This is a genomic window from Mycobacterium sp. NGS41, from assembly GCF_059812725.1.
Map to the genome: position 1 here is coordinate 100,087 of NZ_JCALDF010000016.1, position 11,615 is coordinate 111,701.

General features: G+C 66.3%; 11 protein-coding genes and 1 pseudogene. 9 read left to right on the plus strand and 3 right to left on the minus strand.

What is annotated here, in order from left to right; translation table 11 throughout:
• Window positions 1–36: 36 nt before the first annotated feature.
• Complete coding sequence (locus tag AC5Y21_RS16160) at window positions 37–774, minus strand: dienelactone hydrolase family protein (protein ID WP_499913627.1); 738 nt, start codon at window positions 772–774, stop codon at window positions 37–39.
• Window positions 775–984: 210 nt separating this feature from the next.
• Here AC5Y21_RS16160 and AC5Y21_RS16165 point away from each other — a divergent pair, with 210 nt between their 5' ends.
• From AC5Y21_RS16165 to AC5Y21_RS16205, 9 genes and pseudogenes are all read left to right on the plus strand, one after another.
• Window positions 985–1,785 (plus strand): thymidylate synthase, encoded by an 801-nt coding sequence (locus AC5Y21_RS16165; RefSeq protein WP_499913629.1) that lies wholly within the window; start codon window positions 985–987, stop codon window positions 1,783–1,785.
• Entirely contained in the window at window positions 1,782–2,264 is a 483-nt protein-coding gene (locus AC5Y21_RS16170) for a dihydrofolate reductase (protein WP_499913631.1), read from the plus strand. Before AC5Y21_RS16165 ends, AC5Y21_RS16170 begins: the two co-directional genes overlap by 4 nt.
• A gap of 120 nt (window positions 2,265–2,384) precedes the next feature.
• The gene (locus tag AC5Y21_RS16175) at window positions 2,385–3,098 is read left to right on the plus strand and encodes a DivIVA domain-containing protein (RefSeq protein ID WP_499913633.1); all 714 of its coding nucleotides are present in this window, start codon (window positions 2,385–2,387) and stop codon (window positions 3,096–3,098) included.
• 60 nt (window positions 3,099–3,158) lie between these two features.
• A complete protein-coding gene (locus tag AC5Y21_RS16180; protein WP_499913653.1) occupies window positions 3,159–4,379 on the plus strand; it encodes a winged helix-turn-helix domain-containing protein in 1,221 nt (406 codons plus the stop codon).
• Window positions 4,379–5,758, plus strand: coding sequence for a class I SAM-dependent DNA methyltransferase (locus AC5Y21_RS16185; protein ID WP_499913634.1), 1,380 nt, complete (start codon window positions 4,379–4,381; stop codon window positions 5,756–5,758). Before AC5Y21_RS16180 ends, AC5Y21_RS16185 begins: the two co-directional genes overlap by 1 nt.
• A pseudogene (locus AC5Y21_RS16190) lies at window positions 5,755–6,806 on the plus strand (restriction endonuclease subunit S). Before AC5Y21_RS16185 ends, AC5Y21_RS16190 begins: the two are co-directional and overlap by 4 nt.
• A 110-nt stretch (window positions 6,807–6,916) precedes the next feature.
• Entirely contained in the window at window positions 6,917–7,669 is a 753-nt protein-coding gene (gene thyX, locus AC5Y21_RS16195; protein ID WP_499913635.1) for an FAD-dependent thymidylate synthase, read from the plus strand.
• Window positions 7,670–7,776: 107 nt separating this feature from the next.
• Window positions 7,777–8,679 (plus strand): 4-hydroxy-tetrahydrodipicolinate synthase, encoded by a 903-nt coding sequence (dapA, locus tag AC5Y21_RS16200; RefSeq protein WP_499913636.1) that lies wholly within the window; start codon window positions 7,777–7,779, stop codon window positions 8,677–8,679.
• A gap of 30 nt (window positions 8,680–8,709) precedes the next feature.
• A complete protein-coding gene (locus AC5Y21_RS16205) occupies window positions 8,710–10,386 on the plus strand; it encodes a ribonuclease J (protein WP_499913637.1) in 1,677 nt (558 codons plus the stop codon).
• Between the two features lie 51 nt (window positions 10,387–10,437).
• Here AC5Y21_RS16205 and AC5Y21_RS16210 read toward each other — a convergent pair whose 3' ends face one another.
• Both AC5Y21_RS16210 and AC5Y21_RS16215 read right to left on the minus strand, forming a co-directional pair.
• Window positions 10,438–11,310, minus strand: a complete 873-nt coding sequence (locus AC5Y21_RS16210) for an SAM-dependent methyltransferase (RefSeq protein ID WP_499913638.1) — start codon at window positions 11,308–11,310, stop codon at window positions 10,438–10,440.
• Window positions 11,311–11,313: 3 nt separating this feature from the next.
• A partial coding sequence (locus AC5Y21_RS16215; RefSeq protein ID WP_499913639.1) for an SDR family oxidoreductase occupies window positions 11,314–11,615 on the minus strand: 302 nt, incomplete at its 5' end.

Below are 11,615 nucleotides of genomic sequence, written 5' to 3' on the forward strand. Positions count from 1 at the left end.
GGCATGAAATGGGTGCTTTTGCGTCTTTTCGCGCAGCTAGCCGAGCGTCCCGCGGAAGGTCTCGACCATCGCGGCCCAGTGCCGTTCGTTGGCCGACTCGTCATACGGCGCATTGTCTGGAACCGCGAACCCGTGGGCGGCCTGGTACCACTCGATGGTGTGCTGCACACCGGCTGCGGTCAGCGCCTTGTCGAGCTGCTCGGCGTGATCCGCGGTGAACGATGCGTCGTTCTTGGCGCCGCCCACATAGACCGTGGCGCTCATCCGGTCGGCCAGCAGGTGCGGGCTGTCCGCAGAGTCGGTCACCAGGCCGCCGCCATGAAACGAGGCCGCGGCGGCGACTCGGTCCGGCTGCCGCCCGGCCACTACCACCGAGGTACGTCCACCCATGCAGTAACCGCATACGCCGTACCGCTCGCCGGACACCTCGGGACGGGCGGCCAGGTAGTCGAAAAACGCGCCCGCATCGCTGGCCATCATGTCCGGCGTGATGCTGCCGATCATCGACATCAGCCGCTTGCGCTCGGCCGGATCACCGAACGCGGTCGACATGTCGATCGGGGCCCAGTCGCCGTGGCGGTAGTAAAAGTCGGGAAGCAGCACGGCGTAGCCGAACCCGGCCAGCTTGGCCGCCATCTCGTAGAACGTGTCGCGCACCCCGCCGGCGTCGGGATACATGACCACACCGGGCCAGGGACCGGACCCTTCGGGAGTGAACAGGTGGACGGGGCAGCTGCCGTCGGGAGTGCTGAAGTTGTCGGTGATTTTCGGCATGGCCTCCGTTCTACTCCCTGCGATCGACGAGGGATTTTTCGGCGTCGACCCGCCGCCCCCGGCTACGCCGCGCTTGCGATCGACGCGCAATTTTTCGGCGTCGACCCGCCGCGCCCGGCTACGCCGCGCTTGCGATCGACGCGCAATTTTTCGGCGTCGACCCGCCGCGCCCGGCTACGCCGCGCTTGCGATCGACGCTAAGCTGGCCGCGTGCCGATCGCGACCCCGTACGAGGATCTGCTGCGCCTCGTGCTCGAGCAGGGCACCGCCAAAGCCGACCGCACCGGCACCGGGACCCGCAGCCTGTTCGGCCAACAGCTGCGTTACGAGCTGTCATCGGGCTTCCCACTGCTCACCACTAAGAAGGTGCACTTCAAATCGGTGGTCTACGAGTTGCTGTGGTTCTTGCGCGGCGACTCCAACGTCGGCTGGCTGCACGAACACGGAGTCACCATCTGGGACGAGTGGGCAAGCAGCACAGGCGATCTCGGGCCCATCTATGGTGTGCAGTGGCGATCCTGGCCGACACCGTCGGGTGAGCACATCGACCAGATCAGCGCTGCGCTGCATTTGCTGCGAACCGACCCGAACTCCCGGCGCATCATCGTGTCTGCCTGGAACGTCGGTGAAATCGCGCAGATGGCGCTGCCGCCGTGTCACGCGTTCTTCCAGTTCTACGTCGCCGATGGGCGGTTGAGCTGTCAGCTCTACCAGCGCAGCGCCGACCTGTTCCTCGGGGTGCCGTTCAACATCGCCAGCTATGCCCTGCTGACCCACATGATGGCCGCGCAGGCGAGCCTCGATGTCGGCGAGTTCATCTGGACCGGTGGCGATTGCCACATCTACGACAACCACGTCGAACAGGTGCGGATCCAGCTCAGTCGCGATCCGCGTCCGTATCCGGAACTTGTTCTGGCCCACAGAGAGTCGATCTTCGACTACACCTACGATGATGTGATCGTCAAGAACTACGACCCGCATCCGGCGATCAAAGCCGCCGTCGCTGTATGACGGTCGGCCTGATCTGGGCGCAGTCGACGTCCGGTGTCATCGGTCGCGGCGGCGACATTCCATGGCGGGTACCCGAGGATCTGGTCCGCTTCAAACAGGTCACCTTGGGCCACACCGTGGTGATGGGCCGCCGGACCTGGGATTCTTTGCCGGCCAGAAACAGGCCGCTGCCCGGCCGCAGAAATGTCGTACTGAGCCGCCAGCATGACTTCATCCCGGACGGGGCCGAGGTGGTCGACGCACTTGAACAGGCCATTTCCAATTCCGAGACCTGGGTGATCGGCGGCGGACAGATCTATGTGCTGGCGCTGCCGCAGGCCAGTCGGTGCGAGGTCACCGAGGTCGACATCGACCTGCCGCGCGACGACGACGACGCGCTGGCGCCGGTGCTCGACGAGACGTGGCTGGGGGAGACGGACGAATGGCAGGTCAGTCGCTCGGGGCTGCGCTATCGATTTCACAGCTACCGTCGGCCCTGAGCGCTCGCGTGGCGCCAACGGCGAATCCTGACCATACTCGACAAGGGTCGGGGGTCTCTGACTCTTTTCCAGAAGGGACTCTTTTCCCGAAGGGTTTTTTTCCAGAAGGGGGATTTGTCGGTGATAACCGAACCCGCAAAGACGTTCACTCGCATGTTCAGGGGTTACGATCCGGCTGCGGTCGATGCCTACATCGAGATGTTGGCAACCAAGCAGCACTTGCTGCGTGACGACGTCGAGAGCCTGAGGGCCCGGCTGAAGGAATCCGGCGATCAAGTAGATGCGCTGCGGAAAGAGGTCGCCGTGCTTACGGACACCTCCCCGTCGCCCCACGCGGTGCAACAGCGGATGGCTCAGATGCTGCGGCGCGCGGTCGACGAGGTTGCCGAGATGCAGGCCGAGGCGCGGGCCGAGGCAGAAGCGGTGATCGCGGCGGCCGAGGCCGAAGCGGAAGCCGCACAGCGAAAGCACGAAGAGCAGTTGGACGACATGGCCGCTCGGCTAAAAGCCCTGCAAGCCGAGTATTCGCAAACCAAAAGCAACCTCGAGGCCGAACTGGCCGACATGCGCGCTGACACTGAGCGGGCGATCGATCAGGCGTGGCAGGACGTTCGGCGGGAGACTGATCGCTATCGCGAGCAGGCTCGGCAGGCGGTCGACGAGGCAAGCCGGCAACGAATCAAGATCCTGGAGCAGCTGATGGGCGTGTACCGCGACCTGGAAGGGGTTCCGGCCACACTGGAATCGGCATACCAAGAACAAAAGAATCCAGCGGAGGCGAGCCCGCAGACGAGCGAGGTGGCGCCGTTGGACGAGAAAGTCGCCGCGGGTTGAGCCGGCGCCAGTCTCGCAGCTGTCGAAGCCGAAGGCACCGGTATTCTCGGCGCCGTGTCGATCCCAAACCGCAGGCTGACCGGCGGGCAGGCCCGGCGGATAGCAGTTGCGGCCCAAGGATTTAGCGAGCCGCGGCCCGGCGGCCCGATCACCCGTGCGCATCTGAAGCGGCTGATCGCGCGCATCCAAGTGCTGCAATTGGATTCGGTGTCCGTGGCGGTGCGTGCCCACTACGCGCCGGCCTTCAGCCGACTCGGGTCGTATGACCGCGACGTGCTGGACCGGGCCGCTTGGGGTCCGCGTTCGGCGAGGCTGCTGGCAGAGTACTGGGCCCACGAGGCCGCGCTGATGGCCGTCGACGACTGGCCGTTGCTGCGCTGGAGGATGCGGCAGTATCGGCACGGCCGTTGGGGCTCACATATCGTCAAGGCCAATCTGAAGCTGGCCGACGAGATCGTCGCCGCTGTCACCGAACTCGGCCCGAGCACTGCCGGTCAGATCGAGGCACATCTGGAGGCCGAACCGCGCGGTGCAAAAGGTCCCTGGTGGGGGCGCAGCGACACCAAGTGGGTGGCCGAGGCGCTGTTCGCCAGTGGCGTGCTGACGACAGCCACCCGGGTCGGTTTCGCCCGGCATTACGACCTGGCTGAGCGTGTGCTGCCGCCGGAAGTGCTGGCCCGTCGCGTCGACGACGACGAAGCGATCCGCGAGCTCACCCTGCGTGCCGCCACCTCGCTGGGTGTGGCCACCGAGGCCGACATCCGCGATTACTTCCGGCTGTCGGCCCAGCAGGTCAAGCCGGCCATCGCCGAGTTGGTGGCTGCGGGCGAGGTCGAGTCGGTGAACGTCGACGGCTGGTCGGCGCCCGCGTATCTGCGGGCCGGCCGCAGCGTGCCCCGGCTGGACCGCGGCACCGCACTCCTATGTCCATTCGACCCGCTGATCTTCTTCCGACCGCGGGTGGAGCGGTTGTTCAACTTCACGTATCGCATCGAGATCTACACGCCTGCGAGTCAGCGCAAGTACGGGTACTACGTATGGCCGTTCCTGCTGGATGGACAGCTGGTCGGACGGGTGGACCTCAAGGCCGACCGCGCCGCGGACACGCTGAGCGTGGTGGGTGCGTTCGGGGAGCCGGACGTACCGCGGGCCCGAGTCGCGGCGGCGCTCATCGGGGAGTTGGAGTCGATGGCGTCGTGGTTGGGGCTGGGCGGGGTCAGCCTGTCCAGTCGGGGCGATTTGGTGGGGGAGTTGCGCACGGCCATCAAGCGGGCCGGTTGATGAAAGAGCTCAAAGGCACGCTCTGGAAGGCCGCGGACAAGCTGCGCGGCTCCCTTCCGGCCAGCCAGTACAAGGACGTCATCCTCGGGTTGGTGTTCTTGAAATATGTATCGGACGCACACTGGAAGTTTCTGGCGGACAACGCGAAAGCTCCGAACATCGGCCAGCTGGCCGACGACGCGATGCAGACGGTGATGACGGCCAACACCGCGCTGGCGGGGATGCTGCCGCGGTTATACGAAAACGTCGACCAGCGCCGCCTCGGCGAGTTGATCGCACTGCTGGATACTGCGCGGTTGAGCCGACCGGGCCGGCACCACGCGCGTGACCTGCTGGGGGAGGTTTACGAGTACTTCCTCGGCAATTTCGCTCGCGCGGAAGGACGCCGCGGCGGCGAGTTCTTCACCCCGCCCAGCGTGGTTCGGGTGATCGTCGAGGTGCTGGAACCGGCGAGTGGGCGTGTGTACGACCCGTGCTGCGGTTCGGGCGGGATGTTCGTCCAGACCGAGCAATTCATCGCCCAGCGCGACGGAGATCCGCGGGACGTATCGATCTTCGGGCAGGAGAGCGTCGAGGAAACGTGGCGAATGGCGAAGATGAACCTCGCCATCCACGGCATCGACAACACGGGTCTGGCCCGCGGCGACATCTTCGTCGACGACCGGCACGCCGGCGTCCAGATGGACTTCGTGTTGGCCAATCCGCCGTTCAACATCAAGGATTGGGCCCGCGACGAGCAAGATCCGCGCTGGCGCTTCGGCGTTCCGCCCGTCGGCAACGCGAACTTCGCCTGGATTCAGCACATTCTGTCCAAGCTAACGCCGGGCGGTACGGCCGGCGTGGTGATGGCCAACGGCTCGATGTCATCGAACACGGGTGGGGAAGGCGACATTCGGGCGAGGATCGTCGAGGCCGATTTGGTGTCGTGCATGGTGGCACTGCCCGGCCAGCTGTTCCGCAGTACCGGAATTCCGGTGTGCCTGTGGTTCTTTGCCATGGACAAGGCCGCTGGAAAGCGGTCGGGTCAGGTGCTGTTCATCGACGCCCGTGGCCTCGGGCGTTTGGTGGACCGGACAGAGCGTGTGCTGACGCAGGACGAGGTGGCCCGGATCGGCGACACCTACCATGCCTGGTGTGGTTCCGCGAAAGATATTGCTTACCAGGATATTCCAGGATTCTGTAGATCGGTGACGCTGGACGAGATCAGGGCTGCAGGTTACGCGCTGACGCCGGGACGCTATGTGGGGGCTCCGGCGGCTGCTTATGACGGCGAGCCCGTGGCCGAGAAGATCGCCCGGCTGAAAAAGGAACTGCTGGCGGCCCTCGACGAATCCGCGCTATTGGACGAGGCGGTGCGCGAGCAGGTGGAGCGGGCGTGACGCAGGTCAGGCTGGGTGAGCACCTCGACTTCAGCACCGGCGCCGCGCCGCCCGATCGACGGCCGACCGGGCGTTTTCCGGTCTACGGCTCCAACGGGCCGATCGGCTATGCGGCGCGGCACAATGCCAGTGGCCCGCTCATCGTGCTCGGTCGCGTCGGATCGTATTGCGGCAGCGTGCATTACTGCGACTCCGATGTCTGGGTCACCGACATGGGTTGGTGTGCCGGGCCAAGGACCCCGACGAGACCCGCTATTGGTATTACGCCTTGCAGACCTGCGGGATTAACGAGCATCGGACCGGATCTGGACAGCCACTGCTGAACAAGAGAATTCTGCGCGACATCGAGGTTCGGGTCGTGCCCGCGCGGCAGCGCCGGGGTATCGCCGAGCTACTCGGCTCGCTGGACGACAAGATTGCTGCCAACCGACGTGTGATCAACACGGCGCAGGCATTGATGGTCGCCACCGCCGAGTCGGTCTCCGATCGCGTGCCGCTATCCAGCCTGGCGACACGGTCGAACAGGTTCCTCGAACCAGATGAATTCGATGGCACCGTAGCCCACTTCAGCTTTTCGGCGTTCGATGACGGCGCGAATCCCGAGCTTGTCGCCGGCAACTCCGTCAAGAGTGGCAAGCTTCTGCTGCCCGGGCCGTGTGTGCTGTTCGCGACGCTGAATCCCAGGACGCCACGAGTCTGGAACGTGGTGCACCTTCCGCCGGAAATGGCTTTGGCGAGTACGGAGTTCGTCGTGCTGCGGCCGATCGATGTCGACACATCGGCGCTGTGGGCCGCTCTGGGACAGCCCTCCGTCTCGCAACCGCTGCAACAGAAGGTCGCCGGGACGTCGGGCAGCCGTCAGCGCATCCGGCCGGGAGATCTGTTGGACGTTCGCGTGCCAGACGTACGGCGTCTGCCCAGCGCGGCATCGCAGTCACTCACCGGGCTGGGCGCGTTGTGTCATGCGCGACGGGCCGAGTCGATCCGGTTGGCCGCCTTCCGTGACATGTTGCTGCCGCTGCTGATGTCGGGCTCGGTCCCGGTCTAGCGGTCGAGCCTGCGCTGAGGGCACCGGCAAGGGCCCGACAGTAGCCCTGTACGCAGGCTCGATGCCACCAGCGCAGGCTCGAGCGTCGAGACCCGGTTAGTCTGAGCGCCGTGGCCGAGACCGCGCCGCTACGCGTGCAACTGATCGCCAAGACGGAGTTCCTGGCGCCGCCGGACGTCCCTTGGACCACCGACGCCGACGGCGGCTCCGCGCTGGTCGAGTTCGCCGGCCGGGCCTGCTATCAGAGCTGGTCGAAGCCCAACCCGCGGACCGCGACCAACGCCGGCTACATCGGGCACATCATCGACGTCGGACACTTTTCGGTACTCGAGCACGCGAGCGTGTCGTTCTACATCACCGGCATCTCGCGATCGTGCACCCATGAACTGATTCGGCACCGGCATTTCTCCTACTCGCAGTTGTCGCAGCGCTACGTCCCGGAAAAGGACTCACAGGTGGTGGTGCCGCCGGGAATGGAGGAAGACGCGGAGCTGCGGCAGATCCTGACCGACGCCGCCGACGCCAGCCGCGCCACCTATACCGAATTGCTGGCCAGGCTGGAAGCCAAGTTCGCTGACCAGCCCAACGCCATCCTGCGGCGCAAGCAGGCCCGCCAGGCCGCACGCGCCGTGCTGCCCAACGCCACCGAAACCCGCATCGTCGTGACCGGCAACTACCGGGCATGGCGGCATTTCATCGCCATGCGGGCCAGCGAGCACGCCGACGTGGAAATCCGTCGACTGGCCATCGAGTGCCTGCGCCAGCTCGTCGACGTCGCGCCCGCGGTGTTCGCCGACTTCGAGGTGTCCACCCTGGCGGACGGCACGCAGGTCGCCACCAGCCCGTTTGCGACGGAGGCCTGAGCCGCGAGCGTGCGCAGATGTACGGTCCCGGCGGCGTGTCGCCGTACAAACGCGCACGCTCGCGCTGCCGAAAACGAGCTTGCTGTCGCCAGGTAACCTTGGGAATCGTGACGACCGTCGGATTCGACGCCCCGGCCCGCCTGGGAACGCTGCTCACCGCGATGGTGACACCGTTCGGCGCCGACGGGTCCGTCGACACCGCGACAGCGGCGCGGCTGGCGAATCACCTGGTGAACGCGGGGTGCGACGGCCTGGTGGTTTCCGGAACCACTGGCGAGTCGCCGACGACCAGCGACGACGAGAAACTCCTGCTGCTGCGGACCGTGCTGGAAGCGGTCGGCGACCGGGCCCGCGTCATCGCCGGCGCGGGCACCTACGACACCGCACACAGCGTCCGGCTGGCCAAGGCCTGCGCGGCCGAAGGCGCGCACGGGCTGCTGGTGGTGACGCCGTACTACTCGAAGCCGCCGCAGGACGGACTGTCGGCACATTTCACCGCCGTCGCCGACGCCACCGATCTGCCGGTGCTGCTCTACGACATCCCGCCGCGATCAGTGGTGCCGATCGAGCCGGAAACCATTCGTGCGCTGGCGGCACACCCCAACATTGTCGGCATCAAAGACGCCAAGGCCGACCTGCACAGCGGCGGCGAGATCATCGCCGAAACCGGGCTGGTGTACTACTCCGGCGACGACGCGTTGAATCTGCCGTGGCTGGCGATGGGTGCTATCGGTTTTATCAGTGTGATTTCTCACCTCGCGGCGGGCCAGTTGCGGGAATTGTTGTCCGCCTTCGGTTCCGGTGATATCGCTACCGCACGCAAGATCAATGTCGCCCTCGCGCCGCTGTGCAACGCGATGAGCCGGCTGGGCGGGGTGACGTTGTCCAAGGCGGGCCTGCGGCTGCAGGGCATCGAGGTCGGCGACCCGCGGCTGCCGCAGGTGGCCGCGACACCGGAACAGATCGACGCGCTGGCTGCCGACATGCGTGCGGCTTCGGTGCTCAGGTGAGCCGGCGGTGAGCCAAACGGTGGTCCAGACGTGGACGTAGACCTGGCGCCACCAGGTCCTCTGGCCGCGGGCGGGTTGCGAGTCACCGCGCTGGGCGGCATCAGTGAAATCGGCCGCAACATGACGGTTTTCGAACACCTGGGCCGGCTGCTGATCATCGACTGCGGGGTGATGTTCCCCACCCACGACGAGCCCGGCGTCGACCTGATTCTGCCCGATCTGCGCCACATCGAGGACCGCCTCGACGACATCGAGGCGCTGGTGCTGACTCATGCGCACGAAGACCACATCGGAGCGATCCCGTTCCTGCTCAAGCTGCGGCCCGATATCCCGATCGTCGGCTCGAAGTTTACTTTGGCGCTGGTCGCCGCGAAGTGCCGCGAGCACCGCATCAAGCCGGTTTTCACCGAGGTCGCCGAGGGGCAGAGCAGTCGCCACGGCGTGTTCGAGTGCGAGTACTTCGCCGTCAACCACTCCATTCCGGACGCGCTGGCCATCGCCGTCTACACCGGTGCGGGAACCGTCCTGCACACCGGCGACATCAAGCTAGACCAGCTGCCACTCGACGGCCGGCCGACCGACCTGCCCGGCATGTCCCGACTCGGCGACGCCGGTGTGGATTTGTTCCTGTGCGATTCGACCAACTCCGAGCACCCCGGCGTCGGGCCGTCGGAAAGCGAAGTGGGCCCGACGCTGCACCGGCTGATCCGGGGCGCCGACGGGCGCGTCATCGTGGCGTGCTTCGCCTCCAACGTTGACCGGGTGCAGCAAATCATCGATGCCGCTGTGGCATTGGGCCGTCGGGTCTCGTTCGTCGGCCGATCGATGGTGCGCAACATGGGCATTGCGCGGGACCTGGGTTTCCTGCGGGTGGACGATTCGGACCTGATCGACATTGCCGCCGCCGAGATGATGGCACCCGAGCAGGTGGTGCTGATCACCACCGGCACCCAGGGCGAGCCGATGTCGGCGTTGTCGAGGATGTCACGCGGCGAACATCGCAGCATCACACTGACCGCAGGAGACCTCGTCGTGCTGTCGTCGTCGCTGATCCCCGGCAACGAGGAGGCCGTGTACGGGGTCATCGATTCGCTGTCCAAGATCGGGGCCCGGGTGGTCACCAACGCGCAAGCGCGGGTGCACGTTTCGGGTCACGCCTATGCCGGAGAGCTGCTGTTCCTGTACAACGGGGTGCGGCCGCGCCACGTCATGCCGGTGCACGGGACCTGGCGGATGTTGCGCGCCAATGCCAAGCTGGCGGCGAGCACCGGGGTGTCACCGGAGTCAATTCTGTTGGCGGAGAACGGCGTCAGCGTGGATCTGGTCGCGGGAAGCGCTTCGGTTTCCGGCGCCGTGCCGGTCGGCAAGATGTTCGTCGACGGGCTGATCACGGGTGACGTCGGCGATATCACCCTGGGCGAGCGGCTCATCCTGTCGTCGGGCTTCGTGGCGGTGACCGTGGTGGTCGAGCGGGGCACCGGCCGCCCGGTCGCCGCACCGCATCTACACGCACGCGGATTCTCCGAAGATCCCAAGGCGCTGGAACCGGCTGTGCGCAAGGTGGAAGCGGAGCTGGAATCGCTGGTGGCCGCCAAGGTCACCGATCCGGTTCGGATCGCCCAGGGGGTGCGTCGCACCGTCGGCAAGTGGGTCGGCGAAACCTACCGCCGCCAGCCGATGATCGTGCCGACGGTCATCGAGGTCTAGTGGTGATCGCAAGCGCGGCGGAGCCGGGCGCGGCGGGTCGCCACCATCAAACTAGATCTTCTCCGCGTAGGCCGACCATTCCAGGTCGGACGCCTTGAGCGTGCGGCCGGTGGGCTCGACGTAGCGCTGTACCAGCTCGTCGGGCCCGGCCTGCTCCACCAGGCGCCAGCCGTACTCGCCGAGAAACTCTGCGACTTCGTCGGGCTGTAACCCGAAGTGCCACAGTTGCTTTCGTCCGCGCACCGAACGATACAGGGTGCGGGTGCCGTACCGGTTGGTCCCATCGATGAAGTCGCGGCGAACATAGGTGAACACCAGCCGGCTGCCCGACGCCGCCGCCCGTAGCCCCTCCAAGGTCCGCCGCACAGTTGCCTCGGTCAGGTACTGGGTCACGCCTTCGCAGATGAAAAAAACGCGGTAGTCGGCGAGGTAGCCGTGCTCGGCCAGCGAGGTGAGCAGGTCGTCGCGCGCCAAGTCCAGCGCCACCAGCCGGACCGACAACGGCGGGCCGCCGAGCACCCGCCGGACCGTCTTGGCCTTTCGGGCGATGTTGACCGGCAGGTCGACTTCGAAGACGGGGATTCGGACCTGCCGCGTCAACAGGTACGGGCGGGTGTCCAGGCCGGCCCCGAGAATGACGACCGCGTCGACGCTGTCGAGCGCTTCCTTGAGCTTGTCGCCGATGAAGCGCTTACGGCAGGCCAGATTGGCCCACAGCCCGCGTCCCGTCCACTCGGACGCCCGGACCAGCGTGCGCCGGACAGCCGCGACCCGGGTCGCGCTGACCAGCCAGCGCAGCGGGGCAGGCAGGAACAGGTCGGCAAGGTCGTCGTCCACCAGTCGCTTGTCGGGCGGTTCGTTCTGTTCGACAGCGGCCAGCACCATCGGTCCGAAGGCGGTCTGGGCGGCGGGATTTCGGGCCATCGGCTACCGCCTGTTCACACAGCCCGCATCGACCGGCAGGGTGACGCCGGTGATGTAGCGGGCCTGGTCGGATACCAACCACGCCACGGCGTCGGCGATGTCGTCGGGCTGCAGAATCTGGACCGGCAGCGCGTTGCCCATGCCGGGCGCAGAACCGGTCTCGGCGACCAGGTCGGCGAGCCACTTGCGGGTGAACTCGTTGTTGATCATCGGGGTGTCCACGCCGGAGGGGTGAATCGAGTTGACCCGGATGTTGTGCTGGGCAAGCAAATTGGCGTACAAGCGCACCAACCCCACCAGCCCGT